The sequence below is a fragment of the Paenibacillus sp. Soil766 genome (genome assembly GCF_001428105.1).
Lineage (GTDB): Bacteria > Bacillota > Bacilli > Paenibacillales > NBRC-103111 > Paenibacillus_E.
On sequence record NZ_LMSJ01000045.1, the window covers coordinates 176,580 to 194,411 of the forward strand.

Consider the following 17,832-nt stretch of genomic DNA (forward strand, 5'->3'; position numbering starts at 1 on the left):
AAATCGAGTTGCAGGAGTGAATTGGCGTGGTATCAGCTCTGTAAGTCGAAAAAATCGAGTTGCAGGAGAGAAACGGAGTGGTTCCAGCTCTGCAAGTCGAAAAAATCGAGTTGTAGGAGTGAATTGGCGTGGTACCAGCTCTGTAAGTCGAAAAAATCGAGTTATGGGAGAGGATTGGCGTGATTCCAGCTCTGTAAGTCGAAAAAATCGAGTTACAGGAGAGAATCGGACTAGGGGTCTTTCTACAAATAATCTTCGATTTAGTTCGGAGTTGTCGGACTCATGCAACTATCGGCGTCACGAGAAAGTTGTATTGAGTTATGAAAGGAGTGTATTAGATAGTTTTCATAGCCTATTACTTTTTGTTTTTTGCTTTCCATGCTATACTGATAGAATGTACGTTCGTATATTGATTTTCGACTGAACTCCTTAGATCCCCTCATATCCCCCTCCATCATCTACCACGCCGACTCATCACTAGAATTATGATAGAATAGAGAGATAGAATACGAGAATTGCTTATGAAGCAAGCTTTCCGACGGAAAGTGTTAGGAGGCCTTGAATGTCCATTCGATTCGTTATTGGTAGAGCCGGAAGCGGCAAGAGTGAACGTTGTCTAACTGAAATGAAGCAACAGCTGGTATCGGCGCCTGAAGGCGATCCGTTGATTTTGCTTGTCCCTGAACAAGCTACATTTCAAGCTGAGCACGCGTTGGTTTCGGATCCAAGTATTCGCGGAATGATCCGCGCGCAAGTCTTAAGTTTCCACCGATTAGCATGGCGTGTTATGCAAGAAGAAGGCGGGACAGCGCGTCTGCCGATTGATGATACAGGCAAGAAATTGCTGTTAACGAGCATTTTACATAAATACAAGGATAAACTTCGACTCTTTGGTCATTCTGCTGAGCAAATGGGCTTTGTAGATCGATTGAATCAGCTTTTTACGGAAATGAAACGCTATTGCGTGACGGCTGAACAGCTAGAAACGCATGAAAATAAACGAGTAACTAACCTTGGTGAACATGGTTTGCTGAGGGACAAAATGCATGATATTCAACTGGTGTACCGCCAATTTGAGACCGAGCTTGCGAGGCAGTATTTGGACGGCGAAGATTACTTGACGCTGCTCGCAGAGCAAGTTCAGAACTCGGCTTATTTGCGTTCAGCATCAGTCTGGATTGATGGATTTCATGGCTTTACACCTCAGGAATTCAAGGTGCTTGGTGCATTATTTGCTGCTTGTAAGCAAGTGACGATTACGCTATGTCTGGATCGCGAACTCCAGACGGGGGATAGCCCGGATGAATTGGATTTATTTCACCCCACAGCTACGACGATGGTACGTTTGCAAGATATGATCTGGCAGCTTGGACTTGATGCGGCTGAAGTTCTTCATCTCGCTCCTGAGCGTTCGCCTCGATATGAGGATAGTCCTGCACTTGCCTATTTGGAGCAGAATTTTGACCGTCGAATCGGTGGCAGAGCGCCTAAATATAAGCCTTTACCTGGAGAGAAGATTGCCGATCAACTCGTTATTAGGGAAGCTGTTCATCGTCGTGCAGAAGTTGAGGGTGCAGTGCGTGACATGCTTCAGCTAGTTCGAGAACAGGGTGTGCGTTGGCGTGAAATGGCAATCATGGTGCGGAACATGGAAGGATATCAAGATCTGTTAAACATGGTATTAACAGATTATGAGATCCCACACTTTTTCGATCAGAAGCGTTCGGTGCTTCATCACCCGCTCGTGGAATTCATTCGCTCTGCGCTGGAAGTTATCCAGCATAATTGGCATTATGATGCCGTATTCCGTTGTATCAAAACGGATTTATTGCTGCCTACAAGTGCAACATCTCAAAGGACTGAGCTAGATAAATTAGAGAATTATGTGCTTGCATTTGGGATTCAAGGTTATAGATGGACGGATGGCAAGCCATGGACGTATAAATTTCGTGCCAATTTGGAGCAAGCAGAAGATGGGGTAAATGAACAATCCGCGGAGCTTCAAGCGCTAAATACGAGCAAATCGTGGGTCGTTGGTCCATTGCTAGCGTTATCCAATCGCCTTTCACAAGCACGTACCGTCAAAGCTCAAGTCGAAGCGGTTTATGAGTTATTGGTAACCATTCAAGCACCAGAGAAATTAGAAACCTGGACGCAGCAAGCAACACTTAATGGAATGCCAGAAAAGGCACGTGAGCACGGTCAAATGTGGAACAGTGTCATGGATATGCTTGATCAATTAGTGGAAACCATGGGAGATGATGAACTTTCCTTAGAGCTGTTTAACGGCCTGATTGAAACTGGCATGGAAAGCATGAAGCTGGGGTTAGTTCCACCATCGATGGATCAATTACTGATCGGAAGTATGGATCGAACTCGCTCAAGCGGGATTCGGTATGCGTATATTCTAGGTGTAAATGACGGGGTTATTCCTGCACAGATGGCTGAAAAAGGTGTGCTCACAGAAGCAGAACGCAGTGTTCTCATGGACTCCTTATTACCAATGGCGGATGGAAGCCGTCGGAAGCTGTTGGATGAGCAATTTATCGTCTACACATCGTTGACTGTACCAGGCAAGCGACTCTGGATGAGTTATCCGCTAGCAGATGAAGAAGGGAAATCATTGTTGCCTTCAGAGCTGATCAGACAGATGCGACAGCTGTTTCCAGGTACAGAAGAACCGCTGCTTCTTGCAGAACCTTCAGCGGAAGCCCCTGAAAGTGAGCAAGCTGCCTATCTGTCGCATCCAACACAAGCGATCTCTTATTTGGCGGTTCGTATGAAGCATTGGATGCTTGGTGGCCGAATGTCAGAACTATGGTGGGATGCATACAATTGGTACGCTGAACAACCCGCTTGGGGGATGAAATTACAATCGCTGGTACAGGCGTTGCAATATACGAACAAAGAGAAGGGGCTTTCCACCTCTACTAGTAAATTGTTATACGGGCAGCACTTACGTGCCAGCGTTTCACGAATGGAGAAGTATGTGGCTTGTCCGTTCTCGCATTTCATTTCTCATGGACTAAGGCTGCAAGAGCGTCGCGTCTATCGCCTAGATGCTCCGGATATCGGACAATTGTTCCACGCAGCATTGAATCAATTCGTTCAGAAGCTGCAGCAGGATCAGCTGGATTGGGGGTCACTTTCCGCCGAACAATGTATGGAGAGGTCTGCACAAGTTGTGGACGAGCTCGCACCGAGACTTCAAGGTGAAATTCTCTTGAGTTCAAGCCGCTATGCGTATATAGCTAGAAAACTAAAGCAAGTGGTTGGCAGGGCAACGGTTATTCTCGGCGAACATGCCAAGCATGGTCAATTTCAACCACTCGGGCTGGAAATTGATTTTGGACCTGGCAAGGATCTGCCATCGTTAACATTTGAATTGGAAAATGGCTGTACAATGGAGATTATCGGCCGAATCGACCGTGTGGATCGAGCGGATGGCGAGCAAGGTGTGCTTTTACGAGTGATTGACTATAAATCCAGTCAAACAGCCTTGCAACTTTCAGAAGTGTACTATGGATTATCCCTACAGATGTTGACTTACTTGGACGTTATCCTTACACATGCGGAGACATGGCTTGGTGCCCAAGCAAAACCTGCAGGTGTGCTTTATTTCCATGTGCATAATCCGATGTTGCAGCAGAAAAATGCGCTTGATTCGGCCTCCGTCGAGAAGGAGCTGCGTAAACGTTTCAAAATGAAGGGTTTAATTACAGCTGATGCTGAGGTGGCTGGATTGATGGATGATGAGCTCATCCACAGTTCGGGGCATTCACAACTTATTCCTGTTGCCCTAAAGAAAGATGGGAGTTTTTACTCAACTTCATCAGTAGCGACGGACGAGCAGTGGGATACGCTCCGGACCTATGTACGCAAACAAGTGAAACGAATTGGTACAAACATTACAGATGGTCATGTTGATATTGCTCCTTATCGGTTAGGGAAAAAATCAGCCTGCCAGCATTGCTCGTATACGGCGATTTGTCAAATAGACCCCCTATTCGAAGGGAATGAAATTCAAGTCTTTCGTCCACGTGCGAAGGATCAAGTATGGACGGAGTTGACTGCGCTGGTAGGCCAGTCGTGATCATAGAAAGGAGCGTGCAAGGTGACGCAACAGCAAGAATCTAAACCTATCGGAAGTACATGGACGGATGATCAATGGGATGCGATTACCCTCAAAGGTCAGAATATGTTGGTCGCGGCTGCTGCAGGCTCTGGTAAAACAGCCGTACTCGTAGAACGTATCATTCGACGGATCTCTAATGAGTGGGAACCAATCGATGTAGACCGATTACTCGTTGCTACCTTTACGAAGGCTGCAGCTTCCGAAATGAAGCATCGGATTCGAGAAGCACTTGAGAAAGAATTAATGAAACAACCTCATTCCCAGCATCTGCGAAAGCAGCTCGCACTAATGGGGAAAGCGTCCATTACTACGTTGCACTCCTTTTGTTTGGAAGTTGTACAACGGTATTTTAGTCTCATCAAATTAGACCCTGGCTTTCGGATAGCGAATGAAACAGAAGCTGATTTACTCCGTCAGGACTTGCTAGGCGAGATGCTTGAAGAATATTATGCCGCAAGTGATGAGAACAGTGCCTTCTGGAAATTGGTTGACTCATTCAGTGGCGAACGTAATGATAATGCGATTATGCAACTCATTCAAAAGCTATACGATGTATCTCGCAGTCATCCTTGGCCAGAGCATTGGTTAAGAGGAACAGCTTCCATGTTTGGGTCGCCAGCACATCAAGTGAATGTGGCTCAGTCAGCGGCGATAGTTGAAGAAGCTTTGCCTTATGTTGCTGCGGCATCAGCACCTGTGGATTATTCACTATGGGAGCAAAGTCTTATTGGTGATCTTTCCCTCGAATTAGAGGGGGCAGCAGACTTGTTAGGGCAAGCCATCCATATCGCAGAATCCCCGGGAGGGCCTGCTCCGTATTTAGATAATTTGCGCGACGATTTACTGCTCGTTCAGAATTTACTGGAAACAACGACATATCCCTGGTCTGTCTTATATCTTGGTTTTCAAACGGTCGAGTTCGGCAAGCTAAAAGCTTGCAAAGGCGATGATTATGATAAAGGGCTGCAAGAAGAAGTCAAAGAGCTGCGAAACAAGGCAAAGGATCAAATTAACAAATTAAAAGAAGAGTTGTTCGGCCGGACACCAGAGCAGTTTCATCAAGAAATTGCAGATATGGCTCCTTTACTACACGTTCTTGTCGATCTCATCGTTGATTTTGGCAGGCGCTATCAAGAGGCTAAAGCAGAGAAGGGTCTAATAGACTTTGCCGATTTGGAGCATTACTGCTTGCAAATTCTAAGTGCGCCTGGTTCCATGCCTGGTGAATTGTATCCTTCAGAAGCAGCGCAAGCATATCGGAAGCAATTTGCTGAAGTGCTCCTTGATGAATACCAGGATACGAATCGTGTCCAAGAAGCCATTGTTGAGCTGATTTCAACAGCAAAGCCCGGGAATCGGTTTATGGTTGGCGATGTGAAACAAAGTATTTATCGGTTTCGACTAGCAGAGCCAGGTCTATTTTTAGAAAAATACAAAGCGTATCGCTCCAACAAAGATGAAGTGACAGATCGTGAAATGAACGGTGGAAGAATTGACTTAGCGAGAAATTTCCGAAGTCGTCTTCAAGTTGTCGACGCGGTTAACTTTATTTTCAAACAAATGATGAATGAAACTGTCGGTGAAATTGCTTACGATGAGCGTGCAGAACTGGTATATGGAGCTGGATATCCGCCTTCGGTATCAGATTGTTCAGTTGAAATGCTGATTATAGACCGTGCGAAAGATGGAGCCGACAAAACAGAGACTCATATGGAAGAATCGGATGAAAATGGGGACGAAACAAACGTCGATGGCGCTGAAAGCGGAGCTGATCCTGCCTTGGAAGCGGAAGAGCTGGAAACCGCACAACTGGAAGCACGTACCATTGCTCGTCAAATTAGGGGCTTGTTAGGTGTTGAGAATCAAGAATCTTTTCAAGTGTTTGACAAAAGAACGGGCGGCAATCGTCCGGCAACCTACAGGGATATCGTGATTTTATTGCGAGCAACCCAAGCGTGGTCTCCCATTATAATCGACGAGCTGAAGAAACAGGGAATACCTGCTTATGCCGAGCTCAGTACTGGATATTTCTCGGCAACAGAAGTCGAGACGATGCTCTCCTTGTTGAAGGTTATCGACAATCCATATCAGGACGTACCACTGGCTGCTGTATTGCGATCACCTATAGTGGGGCTGACAGCTGAACATTTAGCACAAATTCGAGTTGCGGATAAATCTGTAGCTTTCTATGAGTCTGTACTGCGTACAGTCCAGCAAAAATCACTTGATGAGAATGACGAGTTGTCCATTAAATTGACAAAATTTCTTGAACAATTAGAACAATGGCGAAATGACGCCAGGCAGGGTTCTCTTGCTGACTTGATCTGGCGTATTTTTAGACAAACCGGCTATTATGATTTCGCTGGCGGTTTGCCTGGCGGCATGCAAAGACAAGCCAATTTAAGAGCGCTATATGATAGAGCTAGACAATACGAGAGTACATCGTTACGTGGATTATTCCGTTTTTTACGGTTTATTGAGCGGATGAAAGAAAGTGGAGGCGATCTTGGAACCGCGCGTGCGCTGGGTGAACAGGAAGACGTCGTACGAATTATGTCCATTCATAAGAGTAAAGGTTTGGAATTTCCAGTGGTATTCGTGGCTGGAATGGCGAAAATGTTTAATCAACGTGATTTGAATGAAGCATTCTTATTGCACAAAGAGCTTGGTTTTGGACCGCGATTTGTAGATACGACACTTCGTGTTAGTTATCCGACTTTACCTTCACTTGCCATAAAAAAGAGGCTGAAACTAGAACTTCTAGCTGAAGAAATGCGTGTCCTTTATGTAGCACTTACGAGAGCGCGCGAGAAATTGTACCTGCTGGGAACTGTGAAATCTCTCGATAAGCTTCTGCGAGGTTGGGGACGTCACCTATCCAGAGAGGCTTGGTACTTGCCTGACTTTGAGTTGGCTAAAGCGAAAAGCTATCTGGATTGGGTCGGACCGGCATTGCTTCGTCATCCTGATGCTGCTTTGTGGCGAGAAAGACTTGGCATTAGCGATGTGTCTTCTGATGTACGCTTGCTGCGTGATACCTCGCAATGGAAACTGTCTGTGATTACGCCTGAAAGCTTGCAGCAGATGGATGTACTTGAAAATACGACTTTTGAGCCAGAACGAGATCGTTTGATGGCGATTCAGCAACGAGAGGTTGTCTCTACTTCGGGAAAATGGAAAGATGCTTTAGGAGAGCGTCTATCCTGGCGATATGATTTCCCAGATGCACCTAAACATTTCGCCAAAACGACAGTTTCGGAGATGAAACGATTATCTGAGGTCAACCGAATTGCCGATGAGTTGGAGTCACCGACCTCTGTCGAAACTTCATCTATTCTGGGGCAAGCGTCAGTAACCAATAAATCAGCTGCTTCGATTTGGCGTAGACCGAGATTTATGGAAGAGAAGAAGCTAACGGCTGCAGAGAAAGGGACTGTTGTTCATGCTGTCATGCAAAATATGTCTCTATCGGAATTGCCTACAGAGGCAAGTATCCAATCGACACTCCAGGAGATGTTGGACAAACAAACAATGACGCAAGACCAGCGTGATGTGGTAGATATTCCTGTTATCCTGAAGTTTTTTGAGACGTCGGTTGGCAAACGAATGATCCAGTCACGTCATATACAGCGAGAGGTTCCCTTTAGCTATGGGCTCCCTGCGGATGAGGTTTATTCCGAGACGGATTCATCAACGCTTGGTGAGACGGTGCTCATTCAAGGGGTAATTGACTGTCTATTTGAAGATGAACTGGGACTCGTTCTAGTAGATTATAAAACAGATGCTGTTAGAGGAAGCACAGAATCAGAACTTCAGCTTCGGTATGAGAAGCAAATAGGGTTGTATGCACGAGCTGTAGAACATATCTGGAAACGTCCGATACACGGGAAGTTTCTCTATTTCTTTGATGGAGCTAAGTTGGTAGAAATGTAGTCATAGAAAATGAAAGCCGGCCTAGGGGTAGGAAGGAGATGTGACATGCGAATTTTGCACACAGCAGATTGGCATTTTGGGCGAGCCTTAGAAGGACGAAGCCGAATGGATGAGCAGATTGCTTTTATGGATGAACTCGTGCGCATCGTGGAAGATCAAGTCATTGATCTGGTGTTGATTGCAGGAGATATATATGACAGCGTGAATCCTCCTGCTGCAGCGGAGCAGTTGTTTTATGAGGGCATTGCCAGATTAGCGGATGGCGGGAAAAGACATGTGGTGATTATTTCAGGCAATCATGATCATCCGGATCGGCTTGCAGCTTCTGGCCCGTTAGCAGCAACACAAGGAATTACTTTAGTAGGTTTACCAATACAAGAAATTCAGTCGATTGGAATCGCACGTACAGGTGAACTTGCACGACTAATCACGTTGCCGTATCCATCGGAATCACGTTTGAAGGAGTTGTTGTCCGAGGTTGCGGAGGAAGAAGTGCTGCGCAGCAAATATTCGGAGCGGGTTGGGGCACTCATTCGTAAACAGGCAGTTTTCTTTGAAGCTAGCACAGTGAATTTAATTATGAGTCATTTGTATGTTCTAGGAGGGCATGAAACGGAATCTGAACGACCAATTCAGGTTGGCGGCGCTTATACGGTTGATACAACGGCTTTGACAGCGGGTGCGCAATACGTTGCGCTAGGTCACTTGCACCGCCCACAAAATGTGAAAGCCGCATCACCCATTCGATATAGTGGATCGCCGCTAGCCTACAGCTTCTCGGAAGCGGGTCAAGCCAAATCAGTTACGATACTTGATCTTGCCCCAGGGCAGGAAGCAGAACCAAAGGAGATTTTCTTGACCTCAGGTCGTCCACTGGTGAGCTGGAAGGCGAAAGAAGGCATTGGACAGGTTCATCAATGGTTAGATGAGCAACGCGATAGCACGGCATGGATTGATTTGGAGATTACGATGACATCTGCTATGTCCATAGAACAAATTCAATCGTTGCGTAAAGCGTATGAGGGATTCATTCACATTCGCCCCATTTATCCGGAAATGGAAGTTGTACGTTCGGCGATGCCGAGAGCTGCTTTTTCGATGGAAGAACATTTCACGCGCTTCTACGCACGCCAAACGGGAGGCGCACAACCTGAGCCTGCGTTAGTTCAATTATTTTTGGAGTTGCTGCAAGAGAAAGATCTTGGGGATACCACTGGCGGCGAGTAATTGAGCAGGGGCGTATGGATGGATAGAAACACGTGAGAAGATAGTAAACAAATTGTTTTCCCCAACAAATACTTGTGGATAACTTTGCGATGTGAAGGAAAGGAGGAAGGTCCAATGCGTCCAATTCAGTTACAAATGTCTGGATTGCAAAGCTATCGAGAGCTGCAAACGATTGATTTTAGCCAACTCGTAGATGCAGGTGTGTTTGGTATATTTGGTCCAACGGGCAGCGGGAAATCGTCGATCTTAGATGCGATAACACTATCCCTCTATGGCAAAGTAGAAAGGGCAAGCGGTGGCACGCAAGCGATTATGAATCATGCAGAACAAACGCTGTTCGTTTCTTTTACATTCGAACTGACTAACGCATCGAGCACAGCGCGCTACCGAGTCGAGCGGCAGTTCAAGCGCGGTGCTGAAATGTCCATCAATGGAACGATTTCACGTCTATTACATATACGCGATAACGAAACTATTGTGTTGGCGGATAAGGCAGGCGAAGTCAATCTCCAGGTCCAGAACATTCTCGGCCTGTCGATGCAGGATTTTACAAGAGCAGTCGTACTCCCGCAAGGGAAGTTTGCTGAGTTTCTGACTTTGACAGGTAAAGATCGTAGGCAAATGCTGCAAAGGCTTTTCCATCTTGAAACTTATGGAGATCAATTAAGTGCAAAGGTCAGCTCTAAAGTAAAGGAAACGGAGAGTAGTGTTAAGCAGCTTGCTGCCGAGCAGATGGGCTTGGGTGATGCGACCGCAACTGCTTTGGAGGAGGCGAATAGAAGACTTCTTGAAACGGAACAAGAAGCTGTTCGAAGTCGACTTCATTTGGAGCAGCAAGAGAAGGCATACGAAGAAAACAAACAAGTCTATCAATGGATAAAGGAATCGGAAGGTCTTGAACATGAGCAGCGGAAGCATCATGAACAGGAAGGGTTTATTGCAGAAAAAGAACAGATCCTGAAGCTGGCCGAACAAGCCGACCGGGTGATTCCGTTCTTGGATCAGCATCGATTAGCTGTTAAAGATGTGTCGTCAAGTCAAGAACTTCTTGAAACGGCAAGGTTATCCTTGGCGAACTGGGAAACTGATTTTCAGCAAGCAATGCTTGCTTTTGACAAAGCAGGGCAGGATTTAGTCGAGCAGGAAGGGCCCTTATTGCTGCGTCTAGATCAATTGGAACAAGCACTTGTGATTGGGCAGGAGCTTGAACAAGTGCAGTCGCAAATTCAAACGGCACAAACACAAGAAGCTGAAGTGAAAACAGCATTATTGCGTATACAAGCGGACATGTCTAAAGCGAATGAAACGAAACAAAAAGCGGTGGCCAAACAAACAGAACTGAAAGCTCAATTAAAACTAGTGGAGATGGATGCTGCGAAGCGGCAACAGCTGCAACATGCTGTACAGGAGAAAAAAGAAATACTTCTGCTTCAGTCTCAAGAGCTAGAAGCCCAACGAATTAAAGCTGATAAAGTGAATGCTTGTAAGACTGTGGAGCAGTCGAGAAATTTGATTTTGGCTAAACAGAGAGAGTTGTATTCCCGTCTTATTGGTTGGTTTGAAGCTAGTGCATCGAGTGAATGGCAATTAACGAAGCAGCAAAGCTTGCTTACAGATTTCTTGGCAGGCCTGCAAGGGTGGTTGGAGGAGCAAAGAAAGCAATTGAAGCATCAAGAACGTCATGCTTTGGCTGCTTTGTTGGCTGCAGAATTGGAAACAGGTGAATCATGTCCCGTGTGTGGTTCCTTAGAGCATCCTGCCCTGCATAAGGACAGTAAGAACGCAATGGATCTAGACGAGACAATAGTTTCTGAAAGCTTACTGCATCAAATCGAGCGTTTCCTGCAGCAAGCGAAAGAACGTCAATATCAAGGATTGCAGCTGATTCGAAGAGTGGCGGATCAATACAAGCAAGCAGCAGGACTGAGTTTCCCAGATGAAGTAATAAGTAAGCAGCAGGTTGAAGAGGCTGGACATCATCTAGCGCTGCATGAGGCTGCCGCAGGCCAAGAAATAGGTATTCAGGCAATTTCACCTAGCTCGCCTGTGTTCATGAGCTTGGAGGATTGGCAAAAGGCATGGGAGCGTGTGAATTCAGCTTCGCAAGCAGTTGTTTCTCAAGTGGAAGAATCTGAGAAGGATTATGAGGATTTACTTAAAGAGCATGTTCAATTGACACAACAAGATCTAGTCTTAGGGGCACAAGCGCAAGCGGCTGCTAGTTTGGTTGTAGAAGCTGAAGCTAGATTGAACAGCCTATCGGCTGCCATTCAAGATCAGGTTCGCCAGTGGCAAGAGCGATTCGTAGAGCTGATCTGGGATGTTGTTGAAGAGCAACTCCAACAATTTCTTGATAATGAGCGGATCGCCGATGAGCTTCGTGGACGCATTGAGAAAAGCATTCCATTCCTCGAGGAGCTTCTCGTCAATATCGAGAAGATGCAGGTTGCTGCGCAGGAGCAAGATCGTACGGCCTTGCAGCTCCATGAGCGACTGCAAGGGCTCGCGCTGCTCGCCGCCGATAAGTCGCGGCAGCTCGCGCTGCGCGCGCCTAGCGCGGCGGTGCCGCAGCTCATCGCGGAGGCGACATCCGCGCTAGCACAGCTGCGCCAGCTCGCGCAGATGACCAAGCTCGCGCACGCTGCTGCGCAGCGCGAGCAGTCCCTGGCGGCGCAGCGCTACAGCGCCGCCGCCGAAGCCGCTGCCGCCGCCGCGCGGCAGCTGGCGCAAACCGAGCGCGCGTTGGCCAGCGCGCTCGAGAAAGGCGGCTTCGCCTCGCGCGAAGCTGCAGAGGCAGCGGCGCTGGCGCCTGAGCAGCGCCGCCAATGGGCGCATCTCGCGGCGGAGCACCGCGAGCGCGAGCAGGCGCTGCGCGCCCAGCTGGCGCAGCTGGCAGCGAAGCTGCAGGGCCGCGTGCTGAGCGCGGCCGAGTGGGCGCAGTCGCAGGCGCAGCTGAGCGACGCGAAGGCTGGCGCCGAGGCCGCGCTGGAGGCGCGGGCCAAGGCTGCGCAGGGCGCCAGCGAGCTTGCTGCGCGGCACTTGCGCTGGTGCGAGCTCGAAGCGCAGCGTGCGGAGCAGGCGACGCTGCTGGAACGACTTGGCAAGCTGCAAGCCGTGCTGAAGGCCAATGCCTTCGTCGAGTACTTGGCCGAGGAGCAGTTAATGCAAGTAAGTCGCGCGGCATCCGAGCGACTTGGTGAGTTGACGCGTCGACGTTATGGGATTGAAGTCGACTCTGGCGGTGGTTTCGTCATTCGGGACGATGCGAATGGCGGGGTGAAGCGACCAGTTGGCACGCTATCTGGCGGGGAAACCTTCCTTACCTCGTTAGCATTAGCGTTAGCCTTGTCCGCTCAGATTCAGTTGAAAGGCGAATATCCGTTAGAGTTTTTCTTCCTCGATGAAGGTTTCGGCACACTGGACCAGGAGTTGCTGGATATGGTCATTGGTGCGCTAGAAAAGCTTCATACAGATCGACTAGCTGTTGGTGTCATCTCTCACGTTCCCGAGCTTCGGGCTCGACTCGTACGCAAATTAATTGTTCAACCCGCAGAGCCATCTGGTCGCGGGAGTCGTATTTCACTTGAAGAACTTTAAATAGGTTATTGAAAGGTTAAGTAGTTAAGCGACTTCGTGAAGAAGTTTTCATCTATCCCCCCCATAGAGGTTAATGACTTACTACTGGTCATTAGCCTTTTTTTATTTCCTGACTGCCCCTTAGGTAAAGGCATCAAGCCGAATCGTACAAGGTGGCATACACTGCACCAACTTGACGAAAAGGGGAATGTGCATGGCAACATTTCATGAGGCTCTGAAGCATAAGAATCGTCTCTCGCCTGTATTATTGAAAAGGGCAGAGGTTATGGGTGTAGGCGTTGGATACGCAGATCCCAAAAAACCAACCGCGGGAGCGAGTGTCATTGTGTACACCCATCAAAAAATCGTGCCATCGGGATTGAATAATCTGAAAAGCGTTGCCTCTAAATTAGGTTCGTCTGTTCCCGTGCGCTTTCTCTCAGCGGATTCGTTCAAAGCACATGTGTTAAAGGCTCCCAAACCCAAAGTGTACAAGGCAACTACTTTTCAAAGTAGGAATCGTCCAGTACCTGGCGGAGTGAGTATTGGCAAAACGAATCCTTTCTCCACGGGAACTGCAGGTTTAATTGTGATCAAGAATAATCAACTTTACATCCTAAGTAACAACCATGTGTTAATCAGAGATAATTCGGCAGCTTTCTCTGAAACGGTACAACCTGGCCCAGCAGATGGTGGAGCCTCAAGGACAGATCGTGTTGGAAGAGCGTATCAATTTGTCCCCTTACGTCCTGGTGAAGTTAATTTTCAGGATTCGTCAATTGCCCTTCCGACTTCAAACAGCCTATTAAACCCAAGGTATTTACGCAGCTCGTCGGGCAACTTAATTACAGTGCCAGGTCATCTTTTAAGCTATCCTGTTGGTCTTCAAGTGTTTAAATCTGGTCGTACTTCAGGTGCTGTTAGAGGAACCGTGGAGTCTAATAATGTGGATGTGCGTGTTTCTTATGGCGGCAGCTTAGGTACGCTGCTGTTTCGCAATCAGACTGTCATTGTAGGAAATTCAGGTCCAGTTTCACTTCCAGGTGATTCAGGCTCCGTCTGGCTCCGTTCTAGCGACCGCTTTGCAGTAGCACTCAATTTCGCAGGACCAGCGGATGGCTCTCGTTCTATTAGTAATCCGATTGGTGTAGTTATGTCATCTTATGGTGTGCGTACAGCTATTCCAGCTGCAGGTGGCACGTATAAGGCAGGTAAAGTGAAAGGAATCGCACCACGAGGTGACGCTTCTTATGTACAGCCACTGACGCAACAGCAACGGAAACGTACTAGAGCGATTTTGGTGAAATCACATAAGTAAATGGATGAATTGAGCTTCTGATAGCTAATTTTGTGCAAGCTGAATAAGCAATGGAATTACGATGAGGTTCCGCTTAAAACGAGATAATCAATATCCTTGTTTACAGCGTGAAAAACTTATGTAATTCCTTGTACATACTTCCAAATGACAATCACCTACTAGCAATCTCGATATCTGGCCGAACCGTCTGCCCCTCGAGCGTCACTCCATAAGAAATTGATTTCAAATAAGCCAATTGCTTATCTGCATAGGCTGTGCCTTTTGGAACGATCTGATTTTTTTCAATGTAAAAAGGTTGAAACGACATTTCGATTTGCTCTTCATCGAGCTTCAAATGGAGTAGTCCCGTGTCCGCTTTGGGACCCGTTACGTAGTCAGGGAATAGGAAATTACCGATCGAGTACGCAATAGGCTTGCCTTTGTAATACTCAAATCCTTGCAGCACGTGCACATGGCTCCCGATGATGGCATCTGCACCTGCATCTATCATTTGTTTGGCGAATTCGCGCTGCCAAGCCTCTGGGCGATTATTCATCTCTACCCCCCAATGGAGATAGATGAGAACATAATCGGCACCCTCGCGTTCCCGAGCGATCGCCTCGAACACAGGCTTTCGATCATATGCCTGAGCAATACCAGGCTTGTTCTTGCCTGCAAACCAATCACCTGTTGGGATGAACCGCGAGAAAGCAAGGAATTTCACTGTTTTACCCTTCAGATTCACGCTCTTTGCTTGGTAAGCCTCTTGTACATTCAGACCACCACCCACATAAAGCAGGCCAGCCTTATCTAAATGGGTAAGTGTGTCGAGAAAACCCTTCTGCAAGAAATCCATGGAATGATTATTGGCAACGGATACCATATCGAAACCAGCATTTTTCAGACCAGTAAGGGATTCAGGATTCGATTTGAAATTGTAGATCTGATTCGTATCCTTTTCGTTCTCCAGAGTTACTGCCGTTTCAAGATTGACGAAAGAGTAATCAGCTTGTTGGATTTCGGATTGAATATGTGAGAAGGGATAATCAGGGCCGTATCGATTAATCGCCTCTTTGACTGACCAATCGAACATCGCATCGCCAGCGTACAGAATATGCAAGGGTTCCAGCTTTTCTTGATTGCTTGGCGCTGGTTGTACATATACGACATTTGATGTAATGTCACCACTGATGGTGCTTAAATCAGATAGAGGTTTAGAACTAATCGCTTCATATGATCCTGTCACCTTCTCTGTGGGTAAAGACTCCGAAAAGCGTTGGTTGTTTAAATCCTGCGTAACCACAGTTGAACTTGATTCAATTGGAATAGATTTCATTCCATTGGACAAGGGGTTGAGGGAGGCTTCACACCCAATAAATAGCGAACTCATACTAACGGCCAACAGGATAGCTGCCCCTTTATTTTTCATGCCAAGCAAACCCTTTCACACTCATTTTTTCTATATTTTAACAATGGCTAATTGCAAAAGGGATCGAACCGTCGTGTTGAAATCATAAAATTTGAGTCAATTCTGTCTGATATGTAGGGGGATTATGTAATTTTTTTGAGTATTTTGCTACTTTCCGCGTCTCATAACGTATCAAGTAGAAGCGATTAATCTAGAACAACATGAAAGGGAGTCTGTATCATTTGAAAATGAATAAAAGATTAGGAATTCTATCACTGGCTGTTGGTATTCTTACAGCTGGTTTGGCGGGGTCTCCTGCACCAGCACGTGCGGATGTCATATGGGATCACTGGAAACAAGCAGATTCGTTTCAAGCATCTGGAAATTCCAAAGCTGCCGTACCCCATTGGATATATCTGGCTGACTACTATGCGAGTGCAGGGGACTGGGAGAATGCGGCTCTTTTCAGTGGCAAATTAGACAAGTATTTTGATGATATCGGTGATTATGATCAAGCGATTCGTTATTATGAGCAGGAAAATCAATATTGGGTGAATGCAGGCAAGGATTGGGGCGCAGTTAAATTGCAGCGTGCTGATCAAATTCGGACAACTGTTGAGTTGTATCGGGAAGAAAATACCGAGAGCATTGTTCAGGAGCGTTCGCAATCAGTCAACTCGCGTTTGGCTAAGTTTGAACCTGCATACGGGACATATTTAGGCATGTATTCCGAGCAGGATCCTAAAGTCGGTAATACATTTACCAAGATGCAATCCGTCTACGGCAAAAAGCATGCGATTTACTTAGCTTATGCGCACTGGGGACAAGGTTTTCCATCTACCTATGCGAAGCGCGCCAAAGACGCTGGCGGTGCCTTGCAAATCGCTTGGGAGCCAGATGATGGACTAGATCCAGTTACGGATGGAGCTTATTTACGGAGCTGGGCGAAAGAAGCGAAAGCTGCTGGAATTCCAATCTTTTTACGATTTGCAGGGGAAATGAATGGCGCTTGGGTGAAATGGCATGGGAATCCTGCGCAATATATTGCGAAGTTTAGAATGCTTCATGATGTGTTTGCGACAGACGCGCCTAACGTGGCTATGGTGTGGAGCCCGGGAGATGTACCGGCGAATGATATCGATCCTTACTATCCAGGTGATGCGTATGTGGACTGGGTTGGAGTCAGCTTATACATTGAGCCTTACGAAAATGGAGATCCTTCACTTCCTTCCATGCTTGCGACAAGCAACGTAGAAAGACTTACAAGATTGTACAACACCTATGCGGATCGGAAACCTTTGATGCTGAGTGAGACAGGTGTTCCGCATTATTCGCATTCGGCTGACGAAGATTACACGGAATGGGCGAAGTTAAATCTGCAACGTTTGTATGAAATTATGCCTTACAAATATCCGAGATTGAAGGCAATTACGTATTTTAATGTGGATCAGCAAATGAATAATGCGAAGAACGATTACTCGTTATCTACTTCTTCTGATATTCAAAGTTATTACAGTAAGCTGATTGCTAATCCCTATCTTCTTTCTGAAGTGAAGGATGCAGCAAAACCAGCGGACCGTGTAGGTTATGTGCCCATAAATGCCGACCATCAAGCATTTACGAAGCAAACGAGGATTATTCCTTTTATCAAAATACCTGAGGTATACATCGGTAAAGTGGAGTATCTCCTAAATGGTACAGTTATTGCTACCCAATCGAGTTTGCCGTACGGGCTAGATCTCAAAGCTGGCGAGGTGCCAGAAGGCTCCGTTTTGCAGCTCCGTATCTTCAATGAATCCGGTCAACAAGTGGCATTTCGTACGTTTGGCATTTCATCACAAGTTTCAGTGAATATCAATGGTACTGTACAGCAATTTGAACAAGCTCCTGTGATTGTCAATGGCTCGACCTTTACGCCACTTCGTGCCATTTTTGAAGCTATGGGAGCCAAAGTGGACTATGAAGCTTCAACACGATCAGTTACGGCGACCAAAGGCAGTACAACCGTGAAGCTGACACTTGATCAACGAACAGTCTATGTAAATGGCAAGCCGATGGAGTTGGAAGAACCAGCCAGACTCGTAAATGGCTACACACTTGCACCTGCTAGGTTCGTAGGTGAAACCTTTGGTGGTATTGTCAATTGGGATGGAGCATCTAGAACGGTGTCCATTACCACCAAATAAAGCAAAAAAGCTGTTTCAATTTCTGACAACACGTCAGATCTTGAACAGCTTTTTGTTTGTTAAAATATAG

7 protein-coding genes are annotated in these 17,832 nt (G+C 46.7%); 6 read left to right on the top strand and 1 reads right to left on the bottom strand.

The window, feature by feature from the left end:
- Positions 1–562: 562 nt before the first annotated feature.
- The 5 genes from addB to ASG89_RS28155 all read left to right on the top strand — a co-directional run bounded on the left by addB (position 563) and on the right by ASG89_RS28155 (position 14,189).
- Positions 563–4,093 carry a helicase-exonuclease AddAB subunit AddB gene (gene addB, locus ASG89_RS28135; RefSeq protein WP_057314564.1) on the top strand — a complete coding sequence of 1,177 codons (3,531 nt, stop codon included), beginning with the start codon at positions 563–565 and terminating at the stop codon, positions 4,091–4,093.
- A 21-nt stretch (positions 4,094–4,114) separates the two neighbouring features.
- Positions 4,115–8,068 (top strand): helicase-exonuclease AddAB subunit AddA, encoded by a 3,954-nt coding sequence (gene addA / locus ASG89_RS28140; RefSeq protein ID WP_057314566.1) that lies wholly within the window; start codon positions 4,115–4,117, stop codon positions 8,066–8,068.
- A 45-nt stretch (positions 8,069–8,113) separates the two neighbouring features.
- Positions 8,114–9,295 carry an exonuclease SbcCD subunit D gene (locus tag ASG89_RS28145; RefSeq protein ID WP_057314567.1) on the top strand — a complete coding sequence of 394 codons (1,182 nt, stop codon included), beginning with the start codon at positions 8,114–8,116 and terminating at the stop codon, positions 9,293–9,295.
- Positions 9,296–9,409: 114 nt separating this feature from the next.
- Positions 9,410–12,892: an AAA family ATPase gene (locus ASG89_RS28150; RefSeq protein ID WP_057314568.1), complete on the top strand. Its 3,483-nt coding sequence runs from the start codon at positions 9,410–9,412 to the stop codon at positions 12,890–12,892.
- A 193-nt stretch (positions 12,893–13,085) separates the two neighbouring features.
- Positions 13,086–14,189 carry a S1 family peptidase gene (locus tag ASG89_RS28155; RefSeq protein ID WP_235549960.1) on the top strand — a complete coding sequence of 368 codons (1,104 nt, stop codon included), beginning with the start codon at positions 13,086–13,088 and terminating at the stop codon, positions 14,187–14,189.
- Between the two features lie 151 nt (positions 14,190–14,340).
- On the opposite strand, the gene ASG89_RS28160 is transcribed toward ASG89_RS28155, so the two are convergent.
- The gene (locus ASG89_RS28160; protein ID WP_082593661.1) at positions 14,341–15,597 is read right to left on the bottom strand and encodes a CapA family protein; all 1,257 of its coding nucleotides are present in this window, start codon (positions 15,595–15,597) and stop codon (positions 14,341–14,343) included.
- Positions 15,598–15,824: 227 nt separating this feature from the next.
- Here ASG89_RS28160 and ASG89_RS28165 point away from each other — a divergent pair, with 227 nt between their 5' ends.
- Positions 15,825–17,762: a stalk domain-containing protein gene (locus ASG89_RS28165; protein ID WP_235549961.1), complete on the top strand. Its 1,938-nt coding sequence runs from the start codon at positions 15,825–15,827 to the stop codon at positions 17,760–17,762.
- Positions 17,763–17,832 lie beyond the last annotated feature (70 nt).

Bases quoted from the DNA above. Each gene is read 5' to 3' on its own strand.
- addB (WP_057314564.1), top strand. From the start codon at position 563: ATGTCCATTCGATTCGTTATTGGTAGAGCCGGAAGCGGCAAGAGTGAA.
- ASG89_RS28145 (WP_057314567.1), top strand. From the start codon at position 8,114: ATGCGAATTTTGCACACAGCAGATTGGCATTTTGGGCGAGCCTTAGAA.
- ASG89_RS28150 (WP_057314568.1), top strand. From the start codon at position 9,410: ATGCGTCCAATTCAGTTACAAATGTCTGGATTGCAAAGCTATCGAGAG.
- ASG89_RS28155 (WP_235549960.1), top strand. From the start codon at position 13,086: ATGGCAACATTTCATGAGGCTCTGAAGCATAAGAATCGTCTCTCGCCT.
- ASG89_RS28160 (WP_082593661.1), bottom strand. From the start codon at position 15,597: ATGAAAAATAAAGGGGCAGCTATCCTGTTGGCCGTTAGTATGAGTTCG.
- ASG89_RS28165 (WP_235549961.1), top strand. From the start codon at position 15,825: ATGAATAAAAGATTAGGAATTCTATCACTGGCTGTTGGTATTCTTACA.